Source organism: Delftia tsuruhatensis (genome assembly GCF_903815225.1).
GTDB classification, from domain to species: domain Bacteria; phylum Pseudomonadota; class Gammaproteobacteria; order Burkholderiales; family Burkholderiaceae_C; genus Comamonas; species Comamonas tsuruhatensis_A.
In genome coordinates this window covers 106,552-132,593 of sequence record NZ_LR813084.1, presented here as the reverse complement: position 1 = coordinate 132,593, position 26,042 = coordinate 106,552, and the positions used below count along the sequence as shown (strand labels likewise).

General features: G+C 69.0%; 28 protein-coding genes. 22 read left to right on the top strand and 6 right to left on the bottom strand.

Going from position 1 to position 26,042, the window contains the following annotated elements:
• Nucleotides 1-65: 65 nt before the first annotated feature.
• The 3 genes from L1Z78_RS00605 (at nucleotide 66) to L1Z78_RS00595 (ending at nucleotide 3,701) form a co-directional block, all read left to right on the top strand.
• Nucleotides 66-1,265, top strand: a complete 1,200-nt coding sequence (locus L1Z78_RS00605; RefSeq protein ID WP_234639658.1) for a threonine ammonia-lyase — start codon at nucleotides 66-68, stop codon at nucleotides 1,263-1,265.
• A 90-nt stretch (nucleotides 1,266-1,355) separates the two neighbouring features.
• Nucleotides 1,356-1,508 (top strand): hypothetical protein, encoded by a 153-nt coding sequence (locus L1Z78_RS00600; protein WP_234639657.1) that lies wholly within the window; start codon nucleotides 1,356-1,358, stop codon nucleotides 1,506-1,508.
• Between the two features lie 327 nt (nucleotides 1,509-1,835).
• The gene (locus L1Z78_RS00595) at nucleotides 1,836-3,701 is read left to right on the top strand and encodes a phosphoenolpyruvate carboxykinase (GTP) (protein ID WP_234639656.1); all 1,866 of its coding nucleotides are present in this window, start codon (nucleotides 1,836-1,838) and stop codon (nucleotides 3,699-3,701) included.
• Nucleotides 3,702-3,842: 141 nt separating this feature from the next.
• Here the strand turns inward: L1Z78_RS00595 and L1Z78_RS00590 are convergent, their stop codons facing one another.
• The gene (locus L1Z78_RS00590; protein ID WP_234639655.1) at nucleotides 3,843-4,262 is read right to left on the bottom strand and encodes a hypothetical protein; all 420 of its coding nucleotides are present in this window, start codon (nucleotides 4,260-4,262) and stop codon (nucleotides 3,843-3,845) included.
• 141 nt (nucleotides 4,263-4,403) lie between these two features.
• Between L1Z78_RS00590 and L1Z78_RS00585 the strand changes: the two genes are divergently transcribed.
• The 19 genes from L1Z78_RS00585 (at nucleotide 4,404) to L1Z78_RS00495 (ending at nucleotide 22,163) form a co-directional block, all read left to right on the top strand.
• Entirely contained in the window at nucleotides 4,404-5,363 is a 960-nt protein-coding gene (locus tag L1Z78_RS00585) for a LysR family transcriptional regulator (protein ID WP_234639654.1), read from the top strand.
• Between the two features lie 30 nt (nucleotides 5,364-5,393).
• Entirely contained in the window at nucleotides 5,394-6,284 is an 891-nt protein-coding gene (locus L1Z78_RS00580; RefSeq protein ID WP_234639653.1) for a metallophosphoesterase, read from the top strand.
• Between the two features lie 63 nt (nucleotides 6,285-6,347).
• On the top strand, nucleotides 6,348-6,770 hold the full coding sequence (locus tag L1Z78_RS00575; protein WP_234639652.1) for a universal stress protein: 423 nt from the start codon (nucleotides 6,348-6,350) through the stop codon (nucleotides 6,768-6,770).
• A 193-nt stretch (nucleotides 6,771-6,963) separates the two neighbouring features.
• Nucleotides 6,964-10,638, top strand: coding sequence for a DUF3616 domain-containing protein (locus L1Z78_RS00570; protein WP_234639651.1), 3,675 nt, complete (start codon nucleotides 6,964-6,966; stop codon nucleotides 10,636-10,638).
• A gap of 171 nt (nucleotides 10,639-10,809) precedes the next feature.
• The gene (locus tag L1Z78_RS00565; protein WP_234639650.1) at nucleotides 10,810-11,490 is read left to right on the top strand and encodes a fumarylacetoacetate hydrolase family protein; all 681 of its coding nucleotides are present in this window, start codon (nucleotides 10,810-10,812) and stop codon (nucleotides 11,488-11,490) included.
• Nucleotides 11,487-12,248: a fumarylacetoacetate hydrolase family protein gene (locus tag L1Z78_RS00560; protein WP_234639649.1), complete on the top strand. Its 762-nt coding sequence runs from the start codon at nucleotides 11,487-11,489 to the stop codon at nucleotides 12,246-12,248. The genes L1Z78_RS00565 and L1Z78_RS00560 overlap by 4 nt, the downstream gene beginning before the upstream one ends.
• A 28-nt stretch (nucleotides 12,249-12,276) precedes the next feature.
• A complete protein-coding gene (gene hpaE / locus L1Z78_RS00555) occupies nucleotides 12,277-13,734 on the top strand; it encodes a 5-carboxymethyl-2-hydroxymuconate semialdehyde dehydrogenase (RefSeq protein WP_234639648.1) in 1,458 nt (485 codons plus the stop codon).
• A 37-nt stretch (nucleotides 13,735-13,771) separates the two neighbouring features.
• On the top strand, nucleotides 13,772-14,743 hold the full coding sequence (locus tag L1Z78_RS00550) for a tripartite tricarboxylate transporter substrate binding protein (protein WP_234639647.1): 972 nt from the start codon (nucleotides 13,772-13,774) through the stop codon (nucleotides 14,741-14,743).
• Nucleotides 14,744-14,775: 32 nt separating this feature from the next.
• Nucleotides 14,776-15,102 (top strand): aromatic ring-opening dioxygenase subunit LigA, encoded by a 327-nt coding sequence (locus L1Z78_RS00545; protein WP_234639646.1) that lies wholly within the window; start codon nucleotides 14,776-14,778, stop codon nucleotides 15,100-15,102.
• Between the two features lies 1 nt (nucleotide 15,103).
• On the top strand, nucleotides 15,104-15,922 hold the full coding sequence (locus tag L1Z78_RS00540; protein ID WP_234639645.1) for an extradiol ring-cleavage dioxygenase: 819 nt from the start codon (nucleotides 15,104-15,106) through the stop codon (nucleotides 15,920-15,922).
• Nucleotides 15,923-16,357 (top strand): 5-carboxymethyl-2-hydroxymuconate Delta-isomerase, encoded by a 435-nt coding sequence (locus L1Z78_RS00535; protein ID WP_234639644.1) that lies wholly within the window; start codon nucleotides 15,923-15,925, stop codon nucleotides 16,355-16,357. It abuts the gene before it with no gap.
• Between the two features lies 1 nt (nucleotide 16,358).
• Nucleotides 16,359-17,192, top strand: a complete 834-nt coding sequence (gene hpaH, locus L1Z78_RS00530) for a 2-oxo-hept-4-ene-1,7-dioate hydratase (RefSeq protein WP_234639643.1) — start codon at nucleotides 16,359-16,361, stop codon at nucleotides 17,190-17,192.
• 45 nt (nucleotides 17,193-17,237) lie between these two features.
• Nucleotides 17,238-18,692, top strand: a complete 1,455-nt coding sequence (locus tag L1Z78_RS00525; RefSeq protein ID WP_234639642.1) for an NAD-dependent succinate-semialdehyde dehydrogenase — start codon at nucleotides 17,238-17,240, stop codon at nucleotides 18,690-18,692.
• A gap of 17 nt (nucleotides 18,693-18,709) precedes the next feature.
• The gene (locus tag L1Z78_RS00520; protein WP_234639641.1) at nucleotides 18,710-19,531 is read left to right on the top strand and encodes an aldolase/citrate lyase family protein; all 822 of its coding nucleotides are present in this window, start codon (nucleotides 18,710-18,712) and stop codon (nucleotides 19,529-19,531) included.
• Between the two features lie 74 nt (nucleotides 19,532-19,605).
• Entirely contained in the window at nucleotides 19,606-20,094 is a 489-nt protein-coding gene (gene hpaR / locus L1Z78_RS00515) for a homoprotocatechuate degradation operon regulator HpaR (protein WP_234639640.1), read from the top strand.
• A 44-nt stretch (nucleotides 20,095-20,138) separates the two neighbouring features.
• Nucleotides 20,139-20,774, top strand: a complete 636-nt coding sequence (locus tag L1Z78_RS00510) for a PolC-type DNA polymerase III (protein WP_234639639.1) — start codon at nucleotides 20,139-20,141, stop codon at nucleotides 20,772-20,774.
• Between the two features lie 146 nt (nucleotides 20,775-20,920).
• On the top strand, nucleotides 20,921-21,442 hold the full coding sequence (locus L1Z78_RS00505) for a flavin reductase family protein (RefSeq protein WP_234639638.1): 522 nt from the start codon (nucleotides 20,921-20,923) through the stop codon (nucleotides 21,440-21,442).
• Nucleotides 21,443-21,520: 78 nt separating this feature from the next.
• Nucleotides 21,521-21,754 (top strand): AbrB/MazE/SpoVT family DNA-binding domain-containing protein, encoded by a 234-nt coding sequence (locus L1Z78_RS00500; RefSeq protein WP_234639637.1) that lies wholly within the window; start codon nucleotides 21,521-21,523, stop codon nucleotides 21,752-21,754.
• A complete protein-coding gene (locus L1Z78_RS00495; protein ID WP_234639636.1) occupies nucleotides 21,741-22,163 on the top strand; it encodes a PIN domain-containing protein in 423 nt (140 codons plus the stop codon). Before L1Z78_RS00500 ends, L1Z78_RS00495 begins: the two co-directional genes overlap by 14 nt.
• A gap of 27 nt (nucleotides 22,164-22,190) precedes the next feature.
• Here L1Z78_RS00495 and minE read toward each other — a convergent pair whose 3' ends face one another.
• From minE to L1Z78_RS00470, 5 genes are all read right to left on the bottom strand, one after another.
• Nucleotides 22,191-22,454 carry a cell division topological specificity factor MinE gene (gene minE / locus L1Z78_RS00490; RefSeq protein WP_234639635.1) on the bottom strand — a complete coding sequence of 88 codons (264 nt, stop codon included), beginning with the start codon at nucleotides 22,452-22,454 and terminating at the stop codon, nucleotides 22,191-22,193.
• Between the two features lie 6 nt (nucleotides 22,455-22,460).
• The gene (gene minD, locus L1Z78_RS00485) at nucleotides 22,461-23,276 is read right to left on the bottom strand and encodes a septum site-determining protein MinD (protein ID WP_234639634.1); all 816 of its coding nucleotides are present in this window, start codon (nucleotides 23,274-23,276) and stop codon (nucleotides 22,461-22,463) included.
• A gap of 49 nt (nucleotides 23,277-23,325) precedes the next feature.
• Complete coding sequence (gene minC, locus L1Z78_RS00480) at nucleotides 23,326-24,066, bottom strand: septum site-determining protein MinC (RefSeq protein ID WP_234639633.1); 741 nt, start codon at nucleotides 24,064-24,066, stop codon at nucleotides 23,326-23,328.
• Between the two features lie 155 nt (nucleotides 24,067-24,221).
• A complete protein-coding gene (locus L1Z78_RS00475; protein ID WP_234639632.1) occupies nucleotides 24,222-25,010 on the bottom strand; it encodes a crotonase/enoyl-CoA hydratase family protein in 789 nt (262 codons plus the stop codon).
• Between the two features lie 12 nt (nucleotides 25,011-25,022).
• Nucleotides 25,023-26,036 (bottom strand): acyl-CoA dehydrogenase family protein, encoded by a 1,014-nt coding sequence (locus L1Z78_RS00470; RefSeq protein ID WP_234639631.1) that lies wholly within the window; start codon nucleotides 26,034-26,036, stop codon nucleotides 25,023-25,025.
• Nucleotides 26,037-26,042: the final 6 nt, after the last annotated feature.

The following is a 26,042-nucleotide window of genomic DNA, read 5'->3' as shown; positions in this document are numbered from 1 at the left end:
GCTCCGTTCGGACAATCCGGTGCATGCCCGGCTCCGTGCCGGCCCGCCGTGCGCCACAATGCACCATGCTCAGCCTCCCAGACATCCGCAACGCCGCCGACCGCCTGCGCGGCGCCGTGCTCGAAACGCCCTGCGTGGAATCGCGCACCCTGTCCCAGATCACGGGGGCGCAGGTCTACCTCAAGTTCGAGAACCTGCAGTTCACGGCCTCGTTCAAGGAGCGCGGGGCCTTCAACAAGCTGGCCCAGCTCTCGCCCGAGGAGCGCGCGCGCGGCGTGGTCGCCATGAGCGCGGGCAACCACGCACAGGGCGTGGCCTACCACGCGCAGCGCCTGGGTGTGCGTGCCGTCATCGTCATGCCACGCTTCACGCCCGGCGTGAAGGTGGAGCGCACACGCGGCTTCGGAGCGGAGGTCGTGCTGCACGGAGACTCCCTGGCCGAGGCGCGCCAGCACGCCTACACGCTGGCCGAGCAGCAGGGCCTGTGCTTCGTCCACCCCTATGACGACGAGCAGATCGCCGCCGGCCAGGGCACGCTGGCGCTGGAGATGCTGGCCGAGCAGCCCGACCTGGAGCAGCTTGTCGTGGCCATCGGCGGCGGCGGCCTGATCGCGGGCGTGGCCACGGCGGCCAAGGCGCTGAATCCGGCCATCGAGATCATCGGCGTGCAGACCCAGCGCTTCCCCTCGATGTTCAACGCCGTGCGCCAGGCCGAGCTGCCCATGGGCAGCTCCACCATCGCCGAGGGCATCGCCGTCACACAGCCCGGAGCGATCACGCAGGAGATCGTGAGCCGCCTGGTGGACGACCTCCTGCTGGTCGATGAAGGCGACATCGAGCAGGCCGTGCTCATGCTGCTGGAGATCGAGAAGACCCTGGTCGAGGGCGCGGGCGCCGCCGGCCTGGCCGCCCTGCTGCGCCATCCGCAACGCTTCGCGGGCAGGAAGGTGGGCCTGATCCTGTCGGGCGGCAACATCGACCCGCTGCTGCTGGCCTCCATCATCGGGCGCGGCATGGTGCGCTCGGGGCGGCTTGCGCGCATCAAGGTCAGCGCGCGCGACGTGCCCGGCGTGCTGGCGCGCATCACGGCCACCGTGGCCACCGCCGGCGCCAACATCGAGGAGGTGCACCATCAGCGCGCCTTCACCCTGCTGGCCGCGCAAAGCGTGGAGATCGAGCTGGTGCTGCAGACACGCAACAAGGCCCATGTCGACGAGGTCATCGCCGCCCTGCAGGCCGAAGGCATGCAGGTGAACGCGGCGTGAGCGCCGGCGCGTCATGGCTTTCCCCAGACGCGCCCGCCGCGCACGCTGCCTACAATGGCCCGAATCCCATTGCAGCCAGGAGCGCACCGCATGTCGCATGATCCCGCAGCGAGCCACGCCACCGAATCCACGGCCACCGACGACGCCACGGAAGCCGTCGTGCCCTACATCCCCGTCATCCTGCCCCTGGCCGGTGCCGTGATGATGTTCCTGCTGGCCTTCATCGCGGTCAACATGGCCTGAGCCGGTTCCCCTGCATCCTCTTCGAAGCCCCGCCTTGCGGGGCTTTTTCTTGCCTGTTCAACAGGCAATTCAATATCATTTGTTGCATTTCATGATGCATAGAATGCATACTTTTTGCCATTCGCTTGCTGACAAATTCGTGACCGCTCCCTAGAATCGAATCCCCAGCCGGTGCGCCGCCAGCCTCCGCCAGCGCCACCTCATCGCCCCGAGAAGAGCTTCCTTCGCGCGCCGTCTGCACAAAAGCCTGTTTCTCAAAGCTGGCGCGCAGGCACATGGCGCGTCCTCTTTGAAAAACTGGTTTTTTCAATTGAAGGAAGCTCCGCGATGAACGCACCCGTCATGCAAGGCCTGAACATCCAGGCCCCTGCCTACGTCAAGAACAACCGCCTGATCGCCTGGGTCGCCGAAATGGCCGCCCTGTGCAAGCCCGCCCGCATCCACTGGTGCGACGGCTCCCAGGAGGAATACGAGCAGCTGTGCCAGCAGCTCGTCGATGCCGGCACCTTCAAGAAGCTCAACCCCTCCAAGCGCCCCGGCAGCTACCTGGCCTGGTCCGACCCTTCGGACGTGGCGCGCGTCGAGGACCGCACCTACATCTGCTCGGCCAACAAGGAAGATGCGGGCCCCACCAACAACTGGATGGCCCCGAACGAGATGCGCGCCACGCTGCAGCCCCTGTTCGACGGCTGCATGGCCGGCCGCACCATGTACGTCGTGCCGTTCTCCATGGGCCCGCTGGGCTCGCCCATCGCGCACGTGGGCGTGGAGCTGTCCGACAGCGCCTATGTGGCCGTGAACATGAAGATCATGACGCGCATGGGCCGCGCCGTGTACGACGTGATCGGCACCGATGGCGACTTCGTGCCCTGCATGCACACCGTGGGCGCCCCCCTGGCGGCCGGTGAAAAGGACCAGACCAGCTGGCCCTGCAACAAGACCAAGTACATCGTCCACTACCCCGAGACGCGCGAGATCTGGAGCTACGGCTCGGGCTACGGCGGCAACGCGCTTCTGGGCAAGAAGTGCTTCGCGCTGCGCATCGCCTCCACCATGGGCCGCGACCAGGGCTGGCTGGCCGAGCACATGCTGATCCTGGGCGTGACCAACCCCGAGGGCAAGAAGTACCACGTCGCCGCGGCCTTCCCCAGCGCCTGCGGCAAGACCAACTTCTCCATGCTGGTGCCGCCCAAGGCCTTCGAAGGCTGGAAGGTCACCACCATCGGCGACGACATCGCCTGGATCAAGCCCCAGGCCGACGGCTCGCTGCGCGCCATCAACCCCGAGGCCGGCTATTTCGGCGTGGCCCCGGGCACGAACTACCACACCAACCCCAACTGCATGGCCAGCCTCGACAAGAACGTGATCTTCACGAACGTCGCGCTGACCGATGACGGCGACGTCTGGTGGGAAGGCATGGAAAAGGACAGCGGCAAGCTGCCCGATCACCTGATCGACTGGCAGGGCAAGGACTGGACGCCCCAGATCGCCCGCGAGACTGGCGCCAAGGCCGCCCACCCCAACGCCCGCTTCACCGTGGCCGCCACCAACAACCCCGCGCTGGACGAAGCCTGGGACGACCCCAAGGGCGTGAAGATCGACGCCCTCATCTTCGGCGGCCGCCGCTCGACCACCGTGCCCCTGGTGACCGAGGCGCGCGACTGGGTCGAAGGTGTCTACATGGCCGCGACCATGGGCTCCGAGACCACGGCCGCCGCCTTCGGCGCCCAGGGCGTGGTGCGCCGCGACCCCTTCGCCATGCTGCCGTTCGCCGGCTACAACATGAGCGACTATTTCCAGCACTGGCTGACGCTGGGCGCCAAGATCGCAGGCCAGGGCGCCGTCCTGCCCCGGATCTTCACCACCAACTGGTTCCGCAAGAACGCCGAAGGCAAGTTCGTCTGGCCCGGCTACGGCGAGAACATGCGCGTGCTCAAGTGGATGATCGACCGCATCGAAGGCCAGGCCCAGGGCGAGCAGACCGCCTTCGGCATCGCCCCGCAGTACGCCGAGATCAACTGGAACGGCCTGGACTTCACGGCTGAGCAGTTCGCCAACGTCACCAGCATCGACAAGGCTGCCTGGGCCGAGGAAATGCAGCTGCACGCCGAGCATTTCGACAAGCTGGCCCACAAGCTGCCCCAGGAACTGCTGGCCACCAAGGCTGAACTGGAAAAGCGCTTGACCGCCTGACCCGGCGCCGGTACATCGAAAAAGCCTCGCGAAGCGAGGCTTTTTTGTAGCGTTTCAACGACACCCCCAGACAACAAAAAAGCCGCGCCTTGTGGGCAGCGGCTTTTTTGGAGGATCGCCGAAAGGCGCCCCAGGCAGAGATCAGTTGCCTTGACGGTCCATCGCGCGGGCCAGGTCGGCCATCAGGCGGGCGTCCTGCAGGGCGGCATTCCAGATGCGCTCGTCGGCGGCGGCCTGCTGGCGGCTTTCCTTCCAGGCGCGGTAGCCGGCGCGGACCATCATGGCAGCGCGGCGGGCGGGAGCCGAAAACAGGGCCAGGCCCATGAAGGCAGCAACCCAGAGCACCACCCATGCGCCCAGCATGTGGCCGTCGGTCCAGTTGTGGGCCACTTCGTTGACCACCACCATCAGGGCGGCGACCAGGGCGGCCAGCAGCAGGGCGCTGGCACCACGCCTGCCGGAGAAGCGACGCACCGCGGTCTTGCGGTCATCGGTGGCTTGATAGACATGCACCACACCAGGGTGCTCGACACAGTAGGAGTTGTAAATGAAGTTGCTCATGGCAGATAAACCCAGTTAAATGGCCGCTTTTGGCGGCGTGGCGGGCGACTGGGGATAACTATAGGGTTTACCCTAGAGTTCTTCAAATTTATATCTTGAATCTGTAGCATTCACGCCAGTGATGACTCAGCGCCTGCCGCCATGTCCGCCCTGAACTTCCGCACACTGGACCTGAACCTGCTGCGCGTCTTTGACGAGGTGATGGCCGAGCGCAGCCTGACCCGCGCCGCGCACAAGCTGTCCATCACCCAGCCGGCCGTGAGCAACGCGCTGCGCCGCCTGCGCGAGGCGCTGGGTGACGAATTGCTGGTGCGCCAGGGCCAGGGCGTGGAGCCCACGCCGCGCGCGCTGGCGCTGTGGCCTGTGATCCGCGAGGCGCTGCAGCAGTTGCAGGAGACGCTGACCCCCGGCGAATTCCATCCCTCCACGGCGACCACCACCTTCGTGCTGGCCATGGCCGACGCCACGGCGGCCACGCTGGTACCGCCCATGTTCAGCCTGCTCGAGCGCGAGGCTCCCGGCATCGGCATCCGCGTGCTGCCCCTGACCACGCGCGACCCGCGTGCCCTGCTGGAGGCCGGCGAGGCCGACATGGCCGTGGGCTACTTCCCTGCCGTGCTGGCCGACCTGACGGCGCGCGCCCAGTCCGGCGCACTGGTGGCCTTCGACAGCCGGCGCCTGTATGAGGGCGAGTACCTGTGCGTGATGCGCCAGGGCCATCCACTGGCCGAGGTGCCGCTGACGCTGGACAACTATTGCGCGGCGCGCCACATGCTGGTGAGCTTTTCGGGCCGCTCCTTCGGCTTCATCGACGAGGCCCTGGCCTCGCTGGGCCGCACGCGCCAGGTGGTTCTGACAGTCAACCAGTTCTTCACGGCCGGGCGAGTGGTCATGAACTCCAACCTGCTGACCATCCTGCCGCGCCACTTCGTGCCGGTCACGGGCATGGCCGACCGGCTGGTGCTGCGCGAGCTGCCCTTCGAGGTCCAGCCCGTGCACGTGGATGCGCTGTGGCGCCGGCGCGGGCCGCACCCGCTGGCCTACGACTGGCTGCTGCGCACGCTCACACGTTCGGCCGAGGTCACCTTCCCCCATGCCTGAAGGCACGGCACTGTTCCTATACTCGGACGCATGAAGATCCAGCTGCTGTCCGACCTGCACCTCGAAGTCCATCCCCATTACGCGCCCGAGCCGGCGCCGGATGCCGACGTACTGGTGCTGGCCGGCGACATAGGTTCCTACCAGGATGGCAGCCTGCTGGACGGCGAGAACTTCGGCCTGGAGCGCTTCTCCCCCCTTCCCCGGTACGCGGGCTGGCCCTGCCCCGTGGTCTTCGTGCCCGGCAACCATGAGTACGACATGCAGGACTTCGACGCCGCCCACGCGCGGCTGCGCGCCACCTGCGAGCGCATGGGCATGGTCTGGCTGGAGCGCGAGACCACCGTGCTCGACGGCGTGCGCTTCGTGGGCACCACGCTGTGGAGCGACTACGACGCCATGTCCATGCACGAAGGCGTGACCGATCTGGCCCGGCTGCTCAAGCTGCGCGAGAAGGCCTTCCGCGCGGCCAACTTCTACCTGCAAAAGACCGGTGGCACGCGCGGCGGAGAGCCGTTTCTGGCCGAGCCCATGCGCGCACAGTCCCTGGTCTGCCAGCACTGGTTGCGCCAGGCGCTGGCGCAACCCTTCGATGGCCCCACGGTGGCTGTCACCCATTTCGCGCCCAGCCTGCGCAGCGCCGATCCGCGCTATGGCCTGGTGCCGGGCACGGCCGGGTTCTGCAATGTGCTCGACGACCTGCTGCCCTTTGCCGATCTGTGGCTGCACGGCCACCTGCACGCGCCCAGCGACTACGTGGCCGAAGGCCTGCATGCGGACGGCAGCGCCTGGCGATGCCGCGTGGTCGCCAACCCGCTGGGCTACGCGCGCAAGGGCGAGCAGGAGGGCTTTTTGCCTCGGTCTACCATCGACGTGCCGGTGCACACGCCCGTGGAGACGGCCAGGGCTCCGGCAAGCGCTTGACCTGCATCAAGCCACCCGCCCCCGTTTGGGCTTAAGTTCGAGGTATTCCAAAGGAGGTTTCCCATGAACATTCTGCTCGCCGTCGATGGCAGCCCCTACACCCAGAAGATGCTGGCCTACCTGACCTCGCATCCCGAGATCCTGGGCTCGGCCCACAGCTACAGCGCCATCACCGTGCAGCCTCAGCTGCCGGCGCGCGCGCGCGCGGCCCTGGGCAAGGATGTGGTGGACGAGTACTACGCCGAGGAGTCGACCAAGGTGCTGGACCCCGTGTGCAGCTACCTGGCCGAGCATGGCGTGCAGGCCACGCGCCTGTCCAAGGTGGGCCCGATCGCCGACTCCATCATCAAGACCGCCGAGGAAGGCAAGTTCGACCTGCTGATCATGGGCACGCACGGCCATGGCGCGCTGGGCCGCCTGGTCATGGGATCGGTCAGCACCCAGGTGCTGGCCGGCAGCCAGATCCCGGTGCTGCTGATCCGCTGACGCGGTCTCCCCGCCCTGGCAGACCCGCGCCCACACCCAGAAAAAGCAAAGCACGGCCCTCAGGGCGCAAAGGCACAGGCGGCTCCCCCAGGGGAGCCGCTTTTTTTTGCCCGCAGGGCCCGTGCCCATCGTCACCAGGCTGTCATCGTCGGCTTCTACAGTCGCGCGATTTGTCACACAGGGGATGGTGAGCATGCGCATGGATACGACGGACTGGCGCCACAGGGCAATTGCAACGGCCTGCCTGGCCCTGTGCGGCACCGCCTGGTCCGCGCCGTTTTCTCCGGGCAACCTGGTGGCCTACCGCGTGGGCACGGGCACGGGAGCCCTGCCGGTGTTCCTCGACGAGTACCGCGTTGACGGCACGCTGGTGCAGTCGCTGGCGCTGTCCGAAGGCGCGGCGCCGCTGGCGGCCAGCAGCAAGGGCTCGGAAGGCCTGCTCAGCCGCTCGGAAGACGGCCTTTGCCTGGTGGTGCCCGGTTATGCCGTGGCCGCCGGGAGCACCGACCCCAACGGCGCCACAGCGGCCGCTGCGCCACGCGCGGTGGCCGTGGTACGGCCGGACGCCAGCGTGGGCAGCCTGCGCCCGTTCGGCGCCACGGCCTTCAGCAAGGATTCCATACGTGCCGCCGCCAGCAGCGACTGCGCGGCCGTCTGGGCCAGTGGCAAGGGCACGGCAGCCGCCAACAACGGCGTCTGGCATGTGGGCGCGGACGGCACGGGCATCTCTCAGCTGAACAACAGCAATGTCCAGGGCCTCACGATTGCCGGCGGGCAACTGATCGCCGCCATCAACGGGGGCACGCTCAGCCAGATCGGCACGGGACTGCAGACCTCGGGAATCCAGCCGGTCCAGGCGCTGGCAGGCCTGACTGCCGCCACCTATCGCGGCATCGCCTTCCTGCGACTCGAGGGCGGGCCGGACATGGTGAACACCGTCTACGTGGCGGACAACGATGCGGGTGCCATCCGCAAGTTCCGCCGCTCCGCCGATGGCACCGCCTGGCAGCCGGCAGGCTCCATCCCGGGACTGGCAAAGGCCCACGGACTGGCAGCCGTCGACACGGGTGGCGGCAACGTGATGCTGATGGCCACCGACACCTCGGGCCGCCTGTACCGCGCCTTCGACCACGGCGGCTACGCGGGCACGCTGGCCGGTACGGCCGAGCCCATCGCCGCGCCACAGGCCGGCAGTTTCTATGGGGTGGCCTGGACCCCGCAGGACAGCCTTCCCCCGGCAGCGCCCGCATCGCCTTCGAACCTCGTGGCCACGCCCGCCGGCAACCGGGTCACCGCCACCTGGGATGCCGTGATCGGCGCCGCCTACTACGTGGTGGAGCTGTCGCAGGACGGCTTCGCCTCGGTGTCCTCCACGGCCGTGACCACGGGCAGCAGCCAGTTGCTGGAAGGCCTGCTGCCGGGCAGCTATACGCTGCGCGTGCGCGCGGTCAATGCCCGCGGTGGCAGTGCCGATGCGACGAGCGCGCCCTTCACCGCCTCGGCCCCGCCCACGGCCTCGCTGCCGGCGCTGACGGCCTTCTCGGGCGTGGTGGGCGACGCCCTTGACCCACTGGCCTCGACCGGGCTGGCCTTCACCGTGCAGGATGCCGCTGGCGCGGCGGGCGTGCAAGTCACGGCGCGGTCGAGCAACCAGGCCGTGGTGCCCGACAGCGGCCTGGCCGCGTCGAACCAGGCCGGCAATGCCACGTTGCGGATCACCCCCGCCGGCGTGGGCCATGCCGACATCACCGTCACGCTGACGAATGCGGGCGGTGCTTCCCTCACGCGCACCATCAAGTACGCGGCCTCGGCCAACACCGCGCCGGGCACCAGCCCGCGCTGGCTGGCCGGCCGCTCGGACGCATCGACAGCCATCGTCATCGATGCCGCCACCCTGCTGGTGGGCGACGACGAGGCGCCCGCGCAGGATGCCTCGGGCAATGCGCTGCCTGCCGGCAATTCATTCTCGGCCTATGGCCCGGGCAGCGGCCTGCCGGTCAAGTCGCTGATGCTGGACAAGGCCGCGCTGGGCCTGGCCGATGCCGCCGCCTGCGCCAGTCCCGCCTTCACCGGCCTGGACAGCTGCAAGAGCGACGAAGAGGTGGACATCGAGGCCAGCTTCGCCATCGGCAGCCGCGTGTACGTGGCGGGTTCGCACTCCAACAACAAGAGCGGCAAATCGCGCACCGACCGCTGGCGCCTGTCCGCCTGGGACGTGACGGGCTCGGGCGCGACCACGGCGCTGACCCCGCGCGGCGACTACCGCTGGCTGCGCGAGGACTTGCGCAGCTGGGACGCAGCCCCGCATGACGGGCTGGTCGCCAATTACCTGGGCCTGGTGGCCAGTTCAGACGGCGGTGCCACCAAGGCGCCCGAGGCCGAGACGCTGAGCGGCTTTTCCATCGAAGGCCTGTCCACCAGCCCCGACGACTCGGCCGCCTGGCTGGGATTTCGCGCGCCGCTGGTGCCGGCCCCGGGCGCCCCGGCCGTCACGGCCGACAGCGCCACGGGCCGCACGCACGCCCTGATCGTGCCCGTGACCAATTTCGCGGCCCTGACCGTGGCCGGTGGCGGTAGCAAGGGCAGCGCGGCCTTCGGCCAGCCCATACGCCTGGACCTGGGCGGGCGCGGCATCCGCGAGATCCGCAAGAACGCAGCGGGCGAGTACCTGATCATCGCGGGTCCGTCGGCCGGCGCCACGGGCACGGCACCGCGCAACTTCCAGCTCTTTTCCTGGGACGGCCGCGTGAACGCTGCGGGACTGGCCCTCAACCTGCGCCCGCGCGGTGCCGACCTCGCATCCATCACCACGCCGCGCACCGCCTGCTCGGCCGAGGGCATAGGCGCCATGCCCGCCAGCCTGGATGCGGGCGGCAGCGTGGACATCCTCAGCGACTGCGGCGATGCCGATTTCTACGGCGATGGCAGCGTGGCCAAGGACCTGCCCTATGCGGCCTGGAAAAAGGCGCGCCTGGACAGCCTGGCGGTGCCGGCCCTGTCCACCGTGGCCCTGTCCGCCCAGACCGTGGACCAGACCTCGGCCGTGGTCCTGGCCACGCCCAGCCAAGCCGGCAGCCTGCGCGCCGTGGCCCTGCCGGCCAATGCCCCCGCCCCCAGCTGGGAACAGGTGATGGCCGGCCTGGACGCCGCCGGCCTGCCGGCCCCCGCAAGCAACACGGTCAGCACCGTGGCCCAGACCGCCGCCACGCTGTCCTTCACGGGCCTGGAACCTGCCTTGAACTACCGTGTGCACGCGGTCAACCTGCCCGCGTCGGGCACGGCCAGCGCCCCTGCCACGCTGGTCCTGGCCAAGCCCGTGCCCATCGGCACGCAGATCGGCAGCGGCAGCAACACGGCAGGCGTCAGCAACGGCGCCGGCAACGTGGGAGCCGACCAATGGCAGTTCGCATCGAACTCGGCGGGCTTCCAGCCTGCGCCTTCGCAAAGCCCGCTGCCCGGCAACCTGCGCCTGCCCTATGGCAGCCTGGGCTTCGTGCTCGTGGGCGGCACGCCGGGCTCGACCGCCACCATCCGCATGGACCTGCCCGAAGCCGCACCCGCCCAGGCCACGCTCTGGAAGTACGGCCCCACGGCCGCCACGCCCACGGCGCACTGGTATGAGCTGGCCGCGTCGGCCTACCGCTTCGCACCCGACCGCCGCTCGGTGAGCTTCGACATCGTCGACGGGCAGACGGGCGACAGCGACCTGACCGTCAACGGCGTCATCGTGGACCCCGTGGCGGTGGCCGCGCCTGCGGCCCTGCCGCCCGGCGCCACGGCCACCCCCGTGCCCGGCCTGTCCACACTGGCCCAGGCGCTGCTGGCGCTGGCCCTGGGCGGCATCGCCGCGCTGCGCCGCCGCAGCTGACGTCGGCGCGCCTTCTGCACCAGCCGCGCCGGCAGCACCCGGTGCCCCTCAAGCCCCTGCACGGTTCGCCGCGCAGGGGCTTTTTGCTGCGGCCTGGGAAAACCCTGAACCTGCCGTGTTGACGGGGCTTGTTGCAAAAACAATAATTACCACGTTAACTAAATCCACACCATGCAGATTCAGCCCTTTCTCCTGGATGACGGCCTTGCGCTGGGCGCGGTCTACGGCACGCTGCTCAACCAGCAGGCCACCGTGCAGCGCCTGTCGCCGCAGTTCGACAGCGCACCCTACAAGGCCGCTCCGCGCGCCCCCGTGCTCTACCTGAAGCCGCGCAACACCTGGGCGCGCGACGGCGCGGCGGTGGCCGTGCCGGCCGATCCTGGCGAGGTCCGCGTCGATGCCGGCATCGGCCTGGTGATCGGCCGCAGCGCCACGCGCGTCAGCGAAGAAACGGCCCTGGACCATGTGGCCGGCTGGCTGATCGCCAGCGACCTCACGCTGCCGCACGAGAACTACTACCGCCCCGCCATCCGCCAGCGCTGCCGCGACGGTTTCTGCCCGCTGGGCACGCTGGTGCGCGGCACAGGCTTTGACGCACAGGCGGCTACGCTCACGGTGTCCATCAATGGTGAACAGGTCTGGCAGCGCGGTTTTGCGGACCTGGTGCGCTCGCCCGCAAGGCTGCTGGCCGACGTGACCGAATTCATGACGCTGTCGCCCGGCGACGTGCTGTTGTTGGGGCCTGGCGAAGGCGCGCCGCTGGCGCGGCCCGGCGACCGGGTCTGCATCGAGGTGCCGAGCCTGGGCCAGCTCGCGCATTCGCTGGTGGTGGAACAAGGAGCTGCGGCATGAAGCACGGACGCGTCATCTTCGAAGGACAGACCCTGCAGGTCACCGAAGGCCCGCAGGGACAGGTGCAGTTGCCCGATGGCCGCCTGCTGGCCGAGACCGCCGTGCAGTGGCTGCCGCCGCTGCAGTTCGGCACGGTCTTCGCGCTGGGCCTGAACTATGCGGACCATGCCAAGGAAATCGCCTTCAACAAGGCGCCCGAGGAGCCACTGGTCTTCCTCAAGGGCCCGAACACGCTGAACGGCCACCGCGGCCGCACGTACCGGCCCGCCGACGTGGCCTACATGCACTTCGAGTGCGAGCTGGGCGTGGTCATCGGCAAGACCTGCCGCAACGTGCGCCGCGAGGACGCCTACGGCGTGGTCGCCGGCTATTGCACGGCCAACGACTACGCCATACGCGACTACCTGGAGAACTTCTACCGGCCCAACCTGCGCGTGAAGAACCGCGACGGCGCCACGCCCGTGGGCCCGTGGTTCGTCGATGCGGCCGATGTGCCCGACCCCATGAACCTGCGCCTGCGCAGCTGGGTCAACGGCGAGCTCAAGCAGGACGGCAGCACGCGCGACATGGTGCATGACATTCCCTCGCTGATCGCCCACCTGTCGGGCTTCATGACGCTGAACCCCGGCGACCTCATCCTCACGGGCACGCCCGACGGCGTGGCCGATTCCCGCGTGGGCGACGAGATCGTCACCGAGATCGAGGGCCTGGGCCGCCTGGTCAACACCATCGTCGGCGACGCGCCGGCCGCCTCCTGAACCTCACCGCACACGCCAAGGAATTCCCATGCGCATTGACCACCTCATCGACGGCAAGACCGTCGCCGGCAAGGACTATTTCGAGACCGTCAACCCCGCCACCCAGGAGGTGCTGGCCGAGGTCGCGGCCGGCGGCGAGGCCGAGGTGCAGGCCGCCGTTGCCGCAGCGAAGAACGCCTTCCCGAAATGGGCCAACACGCCCGCCACCGAACGCGCCAAGCTCGTGCGCAAGCTGGGCGACCTGATCGCCCGCCATGTGCCCGAGATCGCGCAGACCGAGACCAACGACTGCGGCCAGGTCATCGCCCAGACCGGCAAGCAGCTGGTGCCGCGCGCGGCCGACAACTTCTACTACTTCGCCGAGATGTGCACCCGCGTGGACGGCCACACCTACCCCACGCCCACGCACCTGAACTACACCCTGTTCCATCCCGTGGGCGTGTGCGCGCTGATCTCGCCGTGGAACGTGCCCTTCATGACGGCCACCTGGAAGGTCGCGCCCTGCCTGGCCTTCGGCAACACGGCCGTGCTCAAGATGAGCGAGCTGTCGCCCATGACGGCCGCGCGCCTGGGCGAGCTTGCGCTGGAGGCGGGCATTCCGCCCGGCGTGCTCAACCTGGTGCACGGCTACGGCAAGGACGCGGGCGAGCCCCTGGTGCGCCACCGCGATGTGCGCGCCGTCTCGTTCACGGGCTCGACCCAGACCGGCAACCGCATCGTGCAGGCCGCGGGCCTCAAGAAGTTCAGCATGGAGCTGGGCGGCAAGAGCCCCTTCGTGATCTTCGACGACGCCGACTTCGAGCGCGCGCTGGATGCGGCCGTGTTCATGATCTTCTCCAACAACGGCGAGCGCTGCACGGCCGGCAGCCGCATCCTGGTGCAAAAGGGCATCTACGCGAAGTTCGTGGACCGCTTCGTGGAGCGCGCCAGGAAGATCACCGTGGGCGACCCGCTGGACGAGAAGACCATCGTCGGCCCCATGATCAGCGCCAGCCACCTGGCCAAGGTGCGCCACTACATCGAGCTGGGACAGAAGGAAGGCGCCAGCATGCTGTGCGGCGGCCTGGACGCGCCGGCGCTGCCCGAGCGGGTGCGCAAGGGCAACTACGTGCTGCCCACGGTGTTTGCCGACGTGGACAACCGCATGCAGATCGCCCAGGACGAGATCTTCGGCCCCGTGGCCTGCATCATCCCCTTCAGCGACGAGGCCGAGGCCGTGCGCCTGGCCAACGACATCCCGTACGGCCTGTCCAGCTACGTCTGGACCGAGAGCGTGGGCCGCGCCCACCGCGTGGCCGCCGCCATCGAGGCCGGCATGTGCTTTGTCAACAGCCAGAACGTGCGCGACCTGCGCCAGCCCTTCGGTGGCACCAAGGCCTCGGGCACGGGCCGCGAGGGCGGCACCTGGAGCTACGAGGTGTTCTGCGAGCCCAAGAACGTGGCCGTCTCGCTGGGATCGCACCACATCCCGCACTGGGGCGTCTGAGCAGACCGCACCCGAACAAGAACAGAGGAGACAAGACATGCAACGCCGCCATTTCCTGCAATCGACCGCCGCCGGCGCACTGGCGTTCACGGGCCTGGCCCAGGCCCAGCCCGCGACCTGGCCCGCCAAGCCGCTGCGCATCATCGTGCCCTTCACGCCGGGCGGCACCACCGACCTGGTGGCGCGCCTGGTGGGCACCGAGCTGGGCAAGTCGCTGGGCCAGCCTGTCATCGTCGAGAACAAGCCCGGTGCGGGCACCGTGATCGGCGTGGACTATGTGTCCAAGCAGCCGGCCGATGGCTACACCCTGGTGTGCGTGGCCAACAGCTTCACGGCCAACAGGACGCTAGTGAAGAACCTGCCCTACGACACCACGCGCGACCTCAAGCCCGTGGCCCTCATGGGCCTGTCGGAGCATGTGCTGGCCACCCACCCGGGCAGCGGCCTGAAGACGCTGGCGGACCTGCGCAGCCGCGCCAGGGCCAAGCCCGGCGAGCTCAGCTATGCCTCGTTCGGCAACGGCACCTCGGCCCATCTGTCGGGCGCACTGCTGTGCCAGCAGATGGGCGTGGACATGGTCCACATTCCCTACAAGGGCCAGGGCCCGGCCCTGGCCGACCTGCTGGGCGGCCAGGTGGACGCGATGTTCGGCAACTGGCCCGAGTTCCGCGGCCATGTGCAAAGCGGCAAGCTCGTGGCCCTGGGCATGGCCACGCGCCAGCGTTCGCAATTCGCCCCCCAGGTGCCCACGCTGGCCGAGCAGGGCGTGGCGCTGGAATCCAACTCCTGGCAGGGCCTGCTGGCACCGGGCGCCACGCCCGATGCGCTGGTGCAGCGCATCAACGCGGCCGTGGTCAAGGCCCTGGCCGAGCCCGCCGTGGTGGACGCCTTCGCGCGCGGCGGCATCGTCTCGCAGGCCGGCACGGCGCAGCAGTTCGCCGCCTTTGTCCAGAGCGAAATCGCCAAGTACGAAACCATCATCCGCCGCGCCAACATCACGCTGGGCTGAGGCCGCACATCGCCATCGTCCCGGGAGACGCCATGAGCCTGTACACCATGCAGAAATTCCTCTTCCAGCTCAACCGCGAGCCCGAGGTGCAGCGCCGCTTTCGCGAAGACCGCGCGGCGCTGCTGGCCGAGTACGCGCTCGATGCCGAAGAGTACGAGGCCATGTTCCACGGCGACATCGGCAAGCTCTACGTGCTGGGCTGCAACGGCCAGCTGCTGATGCACTTCGCGCCGCTGCTGGGCATGCCCTGGGCCGACTACCTGCAGGCCATGCGCGACGGCGTGCAAAAGCACGGGCCGGTGCGCGCGGGCGTGTACGCCATGACCACCGCAATGGAAGAAAAAGTCGCAGGAGTTTGAGATGAGTCTGGTCTTTGCAGGCGTTTGCAGCCACGCGCCCGGCATCACGGGCCGCGCCCACCTGGCCGTTCCGGCCGCCAGGGATGCCTTCCATGCCGCCTTCCGCGACATGGGCGCGCAGCTGGAAGCGGCACGCCCCGATGCCGTGATCGTCATCGCGGCCGAGCACTTCGCCAACTTCTTCATGAACAACATGCCGGCCTATGCCATCGGCATGGCCGACCAGTACGAGGGGCCCATCGAGAACCCGGCCTGGCTGGGCATAGAGCGCCACCGCATCCCCGGCAATGCCGACCTGTCGCGGCGCCTGATCACCGAGGTCATGCAGACCGTGGACGTGGCCTTTGCCGAGGAGTGGAAGTTCGACCACGGAATCATGGTCCCGCTGCACTTCCTGACGCCGGCCTATGACAAGGACATCATCCCCGTCAACATCAACTGCCAGGGACCGCCGCTGACGCCGCTGCACCGCGCCTGGGCCTTTGGCGAGGCCCTGCGCCGCGCCTGCGACAAGGCGCCCGAGCGCATCGCCATCGTGGGCACGGGCGGCATCTCGCACTGGCCGGCCACGCCCGACTCGGGCAAGGTCAACTGGGAGTGGGACCAGCAGTTCATGGACCGCTGGTGCCGCAACGACAAGCAGGCCCTGCTGTCCTATACCGATGCCGAGACCTACCGCGACGCCGGCCAGGGCGGCTTCGAGATCCGCAGCTTCATCGCCGTGGCCGCCGCCGCGCGCGGCGCGGGACGGGTGCTGTACTGCCAGCCCATCCCCATCTTCGCCGTGAGCTGCACGGCCGCCACCATGGAGGTGGCCTGAATGCCGCACGTGGTCATCCTCTACACCGCCAGCCTGGACGCGCTGACCGACATGACGGCGCTGTGCCGCGCCCTGGCCGACACCATGCTCACCGTGCGCGCCGAGGACGGCGCCCAGGTCTTCCCCACGGGCGGCACGCGCGTGCTGGCCTACCCGGCGCCGCACAGCGCCGTGGCCGATGGCGGGGCCGCGGGCCGCGCAGCGGGCGGCGATGGCGACTACGGCTTCGTCTACATCAACCTGCGCATGGGGCGCGGCCGCTCGGCCGCCGTGCAGCAGCAGGCCGGCGACGCCCTGCTGGCCTGCGCGCGCCGCCACCTGCAGCCGCTGTTCGCGCAGCGCCACCTGGGCCTGACCGTGCAGGTCGATGAAAGCCCGGGCCAGGTGTACGACGGCAAGCACAGCACCCTCCATCCCCTCTTTTCCAGGCCCTGAAATGTTTTCCCAAGAACTTCTTTCCCAACTGGCCCAGGAACTCGACCACAGCGAGAAGACGCGCGTGCAGGTCGAGCATTTCTCCAAGCGCTTTCCCGGCATGACCGTGGAGGATGGCTACCGCGTCTCGCGCGAATGGGTGCGCCTGCAGATCGCGGCGGGACGCAAGGTGATCGGCCACAAGATCGGCCTGACCTCGCGCGCCATGCAGATATCGAGCCAGATCGACGAGCCCGACTACGGCACCCTGCTCGACAGCATGCTCTACCGCTGCACGCCAGGCCAGGTGCTGGACATCCCCGTGGCGAACTTCATCGCCCCGCGCGTGGAGGTGGAGCTGGCCTTCGTGCTCAAGGCGCCGCTGCGTGGCCCCGGCCTGCCGGGCGGCAAGGAAATCACGCTGCAGGACGTGCTGGATGCCACGGACTACGTCACCCCGGCCATCGAGATCATCGACGCGCGCATCGAGCAGTTCGATCGCCACACCAAGGCAATGCGCAAGGTCCAAGACACCATCAGCGACAACGCGGCCAATGCCGGCATCGTCCTCGGCGCCGGCCGCGCTGCCCCCCAGGTGCTTGACCTGCCCTGGTGCGGCGCCATACTGCGCTGCAACGGTGTGGTCGAGGAAACCGGCCTGGCTGCCGGCGTGCAGGGCCATCCCGCCATCGGCGTGGCCTGGCTGGCCAACAAGCTCGCGCCCTGGAGCGAGGCCCTGGAGCCGGGCCAGACCGTGCTGGCCGGCTCGTTCACGCGCCCCGTGGCCGCCCAAGCCGGCGACCTGTTCGATGCCGACTACGGCCCCCTGGGCCGCCTGCAGTTCCGTTTTGTCTAGGCGCCGTCGTCCCGACGCCTGCCCCGCCCTTATTGGAGATTTCCCATGCCGCTTGCCCTGCGCGACCCCAGCCTGCTCAAGAACCTCTGCCTGATCGACGGCCAATGGCTGGCCGCCGACGATGGCAGCCGCATCGACGTCCACAACCCCGCCACCGGCGAGGCCGTGGGCCATGTGCCCCGCATGGGCGAGGCCGAGACGCAGCGCGCCATCGCCGCCGCCGAACGCGCCTTTGCCCGCTGGAAGCAGCAGACCGCCGAGGCCCGCGCACGCCTGCTGCAGCGCTGGTTCGAGCTGATGATGGAGAACCAGGAAGACCTGGCCCTGATCATGACCAGCGAGCAGGGCAAGCCCCTGGCCGAGTCGCGCGGCGAGATCGCCTATGCGGCCTCCTACGTGCAGTGGTTCGCCGAGGAGGCGCGCCGCATCTACGGCTCCACCGTGCCAGCGCCCTGGGCCGACAAGCGCATCATCGTCACCAAGGAACCCGTGGGCGTCTGCGCCGCGATCACGCCCTGGAACTTCCCGGCCGCCATGATCACGCGCAAGGTCGCGCCGGCCCTGGCGGCGGGCTGCACCATCATCGTCAAGCCCGCGCAGCAGACGCCGCTGTCGGCCCTGGCCATGGCCGAGCTGGCCCAGCGCGCCGGCATTCCCGAAGGCGTGTTCAGCGTGATCACGGGCTCCTCGCGCGCCATCGGCGGCGTGCTCACGGCCAGCATGGCCGTGCGCAAGCTGACCTTCACGGGCTCCACCGAGGTGGGCCGCGTGCTGGCCGCGCAATGCGCGCCCACGCTCAAGAAGATGTCGCTGGAGCTGGGCGGCAATGCGCCCTTCATCGTCTTCGACGACGCGGACCTGGATGCCGCCGTCGAGGGCGCCATGGCCTCCAAGTACCGCAACACCGGCCAGACCTGCGTGTGCGCCAACCGCCTGCTGGTGCAGGACGGCGTGTACGACGCCTTCATGGCGAAATTCAAGGTGGCCGTGCAGGCCCTCAAGGTCGGCAACGGGCTGGAGGCCGGCGTGGGCCAGGGCCCGCTGATCGACCAGGCCGCCGTGGACAAGGTCGAGGAGCTGGTGGCCGATGCCGTGAAGAACGGCGCCGAGGTCGTGCTGGGCGGCAAGCGCCATGCGCTGGGCGGCACCTTCTACGAGCCCACCATCCTGGCCCATGCCACGGACCGCATGCGCATTGCCAGGGAAGAGGTCTTCGGCCCCGTGGCGCCCGTGTTCCGCTTCAAGACCGAGGAAGAGGCGATCCGCATGGCCAACGACACCGAGTACGGCCTGGCCGCCTACTTCTACGCCCGCGACCTGGGCCGCGTGTGGCGCGTGGGCGAGGCGCTGGAGTACGGCATGGTGGGCATCAACAGCGGCATCATCAGCACGGCCGTGGCACCGTTCGGCGGCGTCAAGCAGTCGGGCATGGGCCGCGAGGGCGGCGCCGCCGGCATAGAGGAATACCTGGGCACCAAGTACCTGTGCATGGGCCACTGAACAAGGACAATCACCCCATGCAGACACCTGTGAACCGCTTCAAGGCCGCCATCGCGGCCGACCAACCCCAGATCGGGCTGTGGCTGGGCCTGGCAGACCCCTATTCGGCGGAAATCTGCGCGGGCGCCGGCTTCGACTGGCTGCTGATCGATGGCGAGCATTCGCCCAACGACACGCGCACCCTGCTGGCCCAGTTGCAGGCCCTCGCGGCCTATCCCGACAGCCATGCCATCGCGCGCGTGCCCATGGGCCATGGCGAGATCGGCGAGATGCTGATCAAGCAGTACCTGGACCTCGGCGTGCAGACCCTGCTCGTGCCCATGGTGGACACGGCCGAGCAGGCCGCGCGCATCGTGCGCGCCGCGCGCTATCCGCAGGCCGATGGCCAGGGCGGCATCCGAGGCATGGGCGGCGCCCGCGCCTCGGCCTGGGGCCGGCGCGCCAGCTACGCCCACGAAGCCAACGCCCAGGTCTGCGTGCTCGTGCAGGTGGAAACGCGCCAGGCGCTGGCGAACCTGGACGCCATCGCGGCCACCGAGGGCGTGGACGGCGTCTTCATCGGCCCGGCCGACCTGTCGGCCTCCATGGGCCACATCGGCAATCCCGGGCATCCCGAGGTACAGGAGGCCATCGCCGACGCCATCGCGCGCATACGCCGCGCGGGCAAGGCGCCCGGCATCCTCACGCCCAACGAGGCCCTGGCGCGCAAGTACCTGGAGCTGGGCTGCACCTTCACGGCCGTGGGCCTGGACACCAACCTGCTGGTGCAGGCCACCAGCGCGCTGGCGGCGCGCTTCCGGCAGGGCGCCGCACCTGCGCCGCAAAGCCAGACCTACTGAGCAGCGCCCAGGCCGCCGTGCATGCCCGCATGCGCGGCGGCTGCATAGAATCCAGCCGACAGACGCTGCCGAACATGCCCCAGACAACGCCCCACTCCGCCTCCCTGCCCCTGCGCGACTTCTCGCGGTCCCTGCCCATGGCCCTGTTGCGCGCACGCGAGTCGGTCATGGTGCGTTTCCGCCCCATGCTGCGCGCCCATGGCCTGACCGAGCAGCAGTGGCGCGTGCTGCGCGCCATGGCCTCGGCGGCGCAGAAGCTGCGGCCCATGGAGCTGTCCCAGGCCACCTATATCAGCATGCCCAGCCTCTCGCGCCTGCTCAAGACGCTGGAGGGCCGCGCGCTGATCGAGCGCTCGCGCCATGCCAGCGACCTGCGTGGCGCCGAATTCGAGTTGACGGCGGCGGGCCACGCCATCGTGGCCGAGATCGCGCCGCATTCGTCCGGGACCTATGCCGAGATCGAGCAGCTCGTGGGCCCCGCCGAGGTCGAGCAGCTCTACGCCCTGCTGGGCCTGGTCGTGCAGCGCCTGGGCGTGGCCGACGGCAGCGACCTCGAGGAATAGCCGCCCTTGCGCGACGGACAGGAAGGCGGCGGCACAATCGCCCCATGCCGCAACCGATAGCCGTCATCGACTTCGAGACCACGGGCATGGCCCCCGCCCAGGGCGCACGCGCCACCGAAGTGGCCATCGTGCTGATCGAGGGTGGCCAGGTCGTGGACCGTTTCCAGAGCCTGATGCGCACGGGCGCCTGGATCCCGCCCTTCATCACGCGCCTGACCGGCATCACCAATGCCATGGTCGCGGCCGCGCCACAGGCCGAGGACGTGATGCGCGAGGCTGCGCGCTTCGTGGGCGATGCGCCCATGGTGGCGCACAACGCGGCCTTCGACAGCAAGTTCTGGCAGTCCGAACTGGCCCTGGCCGGCGAGCCCGCGCCCCAGCCCTTTGCCTGCACCGTGCTGCTGTCGCGCCGCATCTACCCCGAGGCGCCCAGCCACAGCCTGAGCCGCCTCACGGCCCACCTGGGCCTTCCCGTGGCCGAGCGCGCCCACCGGGCGCTGGCCGATGCCGAGATGGCCGCGGCCCTGCTGGCCCGCATGCAGCAGGACCTGTGTATGCGCCACGCCCTGGCCTGGCCCGGGCATGCACTGCTGATGCAGCTGCAGCGCTGCCCACGTGCCCGGCTGAACCAGTGGCTGCACGAGAACGCCGCGCCAGCGCAGATGACGATGCCGCTGTGACCCGGATGCGTGGCAAAGACCACCCTTGCAATGTCCCCATCGCCGCCACGTCGGCGCGACAGCGCCCATAATCGTCGGTTGCTGCCCGGCCCCGGGCGCCCGTTCCTCAGTCACAGCGGCCTGCCGCTGCGCCGCTTCCTCCATCCGTGAATTCCGCTCTGCCCCCTGCTGCCCTGGCTCCCCAGGCCCCGTTCTCGTCGCGCGAGTTCCGCGATGCGCTGGGTCAGTTCGCCACGGGCGTGACCATCGTCACCGCGCGCAGCCCGCAGGGCCATCCGGTGGGCGTCACGGTCAGCTCGTTCAACTCGGTCTCGCTCACGCCGCCGCTGGTGCTGTGGAGCATGGCGCTGTCGGCGGCCTCGCTGCCCGTGTTCCAGCACTGCTCGCACTACGCCATCCACGTGCTGTCGGCCGATCAGAAACCGCTGGCCGAGCTGTTCGCGCGCAAGGGCGTGGATCGCTTCGCCAACACCGCCTGGCGCAGTTCGGCACAAGGCGTGCCGCTGCTTTCCGACGCCACCACCGTCTTCGAGTGCCGCAACCGCCATCGCCATGAAGAAGGCGACCATGTGATCTTCATCGGCGAGGTCGAGCAGTGCAGCCACCAGGCCGGCCACACGCCCCTGCTCTACCACGCAGGCCGCATGCACACGGGCGGCCTGGGCTGAGGCAGAGCCTGCGGCGCGATGGCGTCGATTCAACTGCTAGATATACAATAAATTTTCGTATATCCAGAGGGTCTGAACATGCAAGTCTCCAAATGGGGCAACAGCCTGGCCGTCCGGCTGCCGGCCGCCGTCGTGCAGGCGCTGGAACTGCGTGAGGGCGACGATATCGAGATCACCGTGGAGGGCTCGCGCAGCTTCGCGGTGCGCAAGGCACCAAGTGACGAGGAACGCCTCGAAAGCCTGCGCGCCTTCCGGGGCAGGCTGCCCGCCGGCTTCCGTTTCAACCGGGACGAGGCCAATGCAAGAGATTGAGGCCCGGGCGGGCGCATCTTTTCTCGACAGCAATGTCGTGCTCTATCTGCTGTCTGCAGAGAGTGCAAAAGCCGGCAGCGCCGAGGCACTGCTGAAGACCGGGCCTGTCATCAGCGTGCAGGTGCTCAACGAGGTGACCCATGTCTGCATACGCAAGCTGCACATGGGCTGGAACGATGTGGAGCAATTTCTGGCACTGGTACGGAGCTTTTGCCGTGTCGTGCCCTTGACCGAGGACATCCATGATCTGGCGCGGCAGATTGCGCCGCGCAACGGGCTGTCCTTCTATGACGCATGCATCGTGGCTGCAGCCACCGCCTCAGGCTGCACCACGCTGCACAGCGAGGACATGAACCATGGCCAGGCCATCGGCAGCCTGACCCTCTGCAACCCGTTCAAGGCCGCATGAAGCCACGGCCCCGGGCCGTGGCGGCGCTCAGCGCGTGGCGTCGGGCAGCTCGATCTTGACTTCGAGCACTTCCAGGTTTTCCTGGCGCTCCAGGTGCACCTTGATGTCGTTGACGTCGATGTCCACGTACTTGGAGATCACCGCCATCAGCTCCTTTTGCAGCGCCGGCAGGTAGTCGGGGCCGCCGCCGTTGCCGCCCACGCGCTCGCGCGCGAGGATGATCTGCAGGCGCTCCTTGGCCACCGAGGCCGTCTTCTTCTTTTCTCCGAGCAGGAAAGAGAGCATGGACATGGCCGCTTACCTCCCGCCGAAGATGCGCTTGAAGAAGCCGGCCTTCTGCGCCTCGGTGAAGCGCATGGGCTTTTCCTCGCCCAGGAAGCGCGCCACCACGTCCAGGTAGGCCTCGGCCACGTCCGAGCCCTGCATGTGCACGGCGGGAATGCCCTGGTTGGAGGCCTGCAGCACGGTCTCGGACTCGGGCACCACGCCGATCAGCGGGATGCGCAGGATGTCCTGGATGTCCTCCAGCGACAGCATCTGGCCGTCCTGCACGCGGTGCGGGTTGTAGCGCGTGATCAGCAGGTGCTCCTTGATGGGCTCGCCGCCGGCCACGGCACGCGCGGTCTTGGAGCTGAGCATGCCCAGGATGCGGTCGGAGTCGCGCACCGAGGACACCTCGGGGTTGGTCACCACCAGCGCCTCGTCGGCGAAGTGCATGGCGATCAGCGCACCGCTCTCGATGCCGGCCGGCGAGTCGCAGACGATGTATTCGAAGCCCATGCCTGCCAGGTCGTCCAGGATCTTCTTGACGCCGTCCTGCGTCAGCGCCTCCTTGTCGCGGGTCTGGGAGGCAGCCAGCACGAAGAGGTTCTCGCACTGCTTGTCCTTGATCAGGGCCTGGTTGAGGTTGGCCTCGCCCTGGATGACATTGATCAGGTCGTAGACCACGCGGCGCTCGCAGCCCATGATCAGGTCCAGGTTGCGCAGGCCGACGTCGAAGTCGATGACGGCGGTCTTGTGTCCGCGCAGTGCGAGGCCCGAGGCGAAGCTGGCGCTGGTGGTGGTCTTGCCCACGCCACCTTTGCCGGAGGTCACGACGACGATTTTGGCCATGTTTTCACGGTTCCTTGAAGATTGTTGGGCAAAGGGATGCCGGTGGGGATCACACCGGCTCGATGACTATTTTTTCCCCGTCGAGCCGGACCTTGGCAGGCTTGGCAGCCACATCCGCGGGCAGATCGGTCTCGATTGTGCGATAGATGCCGGCAATCGACAGCAACTGGGGTTCCATGCAGGTGCTGAAGATGCGCGCCTCGGTGTTGCCGCGCGCACCCGCGATGGCACGGCCGCGCAGCGGCGCATAGACATGGACGTTGCCGTCGGCGATGACCTCGGCCCCGTAGCTGACCATGGCCAGCACCACGAGGTCGGTGCCACGCGCGTACACGCGCTGACCGGAGCGTAGCGGCTTGTCGACGATGAGCGCGTCAGCCAAGGGCGCGGGAACCTCGCGCACCACCTCGACTTCGCGCACCACCTCCTGGATTTCCGGTGCGGCCTGCCGCACGGGCGCGGCCTCGGGCGCGGGGGCCAGGCCGGCCGCGCGGGCCGCCTCCATCTGGGCGGGGCTGCCGCCGCGCACGGCCACGGGAACCGTATGGTGAAAGCGCAGGGCCTCGATCAGCACGGGGAAGTCGATGGCCTCCTCGGCCTCGCGCACATGGGCCAGGTCGATCAGCACGGGATCGTTGTCGAAGAAATCCGGGTCGTCGGCCAGGCGCTGGGCCAGGTCGGCCACGAGCGCGCGCACATCGGTGTCCCGCAGCGCCACCGCCACCACGGGCAGCTGCGCGCTCTTGAGGTCGAAGCTGGGGCGGGCAGTACTCGTCGTTTCAACGGCCATGGGACTGGGATGGGGAGGGATGGGAGAGATGCCTCTCGACGCGCAAAGTGTACTGTGTGCGCAGTCCATGGGCGCCCACTCCCCCGGCGTGCCCGGTGCGGGGGCGTGTCCATTTGTGTCCCGCCCAGCCCCGCGCCGGCCGGGGGCGGTGCCGTTCACTGAAACCGGGGCTTACGCTTCTCCACGAAGGCCATCACGGCTTCACGGTGGTCGGCCGTCTTGTGGGCCAGGGCCTGGTAGCCGGCCGACAGCTCCAGCAGCGACTCCAGCGAGCTGTGCTCGCCCTCGCGCAGCAGGCGCTTGGTCATGCGCATGACGGCGCCCGGATTGGCGGCGATCTTTTCCGCCAAGGCGCGCGCTGTCGGCAGCAGCTGGTCCGCAGGCACGACGCGGCTGACCAGGCCGCAGGCCAGGGCCTCGCGGGCGTCGATGGCCTCGCCCGTGAAAGCCATCTCGGCGGCCTTGGCACGGCCCACGGCGCGCGGCAGCAGCCAGGCGCCGCCGTCGCCCGGCACGATGCCCACGCGCACGAAGCTTTCGGCAAAGGTGGCCGTCTCGCTGGCGATGCGGATGTCGCACATGCAGGTCAGGTCCAGCCCCGCGCCGATGGCCGGGCCGTTGACGGCGCAGATCACGGGCACGTCCAGCTGGTTGAGCGCGCGCGGTATGCGCTGTATGCCCTGGCGGTATTCCTCGCGGATGGCGTCGGGCGTGAGCGCGTCGTCGAAGAAGCGCTGCATGTCCTTGACGTTGCCGCCCGAGCTGAAGATGGGGCCGGCGCCGGTGAGGATCACGGCCTTGACCGAGGCATCGCGCCGGATCTCGTCGCAGACCTGCACGAATTCATCGACGGCGGTATTGCCCGTGAGCGCGTTGCGCGTCTCGGGCTGGTCCATGGTGAGGGTGAGGATGGCGCCGTCGCGCTCCTGTGTCAGAAAAGGCATGGGCAATTCCTTCTAGGCAGTGATGTCGGTGGTGGATCGGATCAGGTCCAGGGTGCTGCCCGCGTGGCCATGGACCAGGGCCGCACCGGCCACGCCGTGCCAGTACGACTCGGTGCCCGCCGTCTGGCGCCAGGCGTGCAGGCGGCGCGTGAGCAGTTGCAGGTCGTATTCCTCGGTGAAGCCGATGGCGCCGTGGATGGCATGGGCCGCCTCGGCCACGGCCAGCGCGGCCTGGCTGCAGCGCGCCTTGGCCACGGCCACGCGCAGACGGTCGGGGAAGACGCCCTCCCCCGCGCAGCCCAGGCGCGCGGCCATGCGCGCGGCGAACACCTGCTCGCTCATCACGGCCAGCTGGTGCTGTATGGCCTGGAACTTGCCGATGGGGCGGCCGAACTGCTGGCGTTCGTTGGCGTACTGCAGCGTGCGCTGGAACACGTCCATCAGCGCCCCCGCGAGCTGGGCGGCCATGAGGCAGGCCTGCAGCGTGCGCAGGTCCAGCCCCTGGGGCAGATCCCACTCCAGGGTCCGGACCTGGGCAGCCGGCCAGCGCAGGTTCACGTCCAGGCAGAAGGCCGCCTTCTCCGGCCGCGCCTGGGCCACGGGCAGCAGGCTCCAGCCCTGGGCGTGCTGCACGAGCACGCTGTCCGCGACGGCGCCCAGGCACACGGGCGTGCAGTGCAGGCTGCCATCGGCCTGCAGGCGCCCCTCGGCCAGCGCGATCGAGCCTGCGGGATGCGCGACGCCAGCACCGGCCAGCAGAGCCCGCGCCAGCATGGTCTCGCCCAGCGGCACGGGCAGGGCCTGCGCGCCGCACAGCGCCCAGACATCGAACAGCTGCGCCAGCGCCAGCCCGGCTCCGCCCGCCGCCTCGGGCACCAGGGCATCGGCAAATCCGGCCTGCTCCAGCGCATCCCACAGCGCCCGGGGCGAGTCACCGGCCTCGATGGCCCGCACCCGCGCGGGCGTGCACTCGCCCTGCAGCAGCTGGCGCGCGGCGTCGGCCAACAAATCGTCGTGTTCTTGCATGTCTCT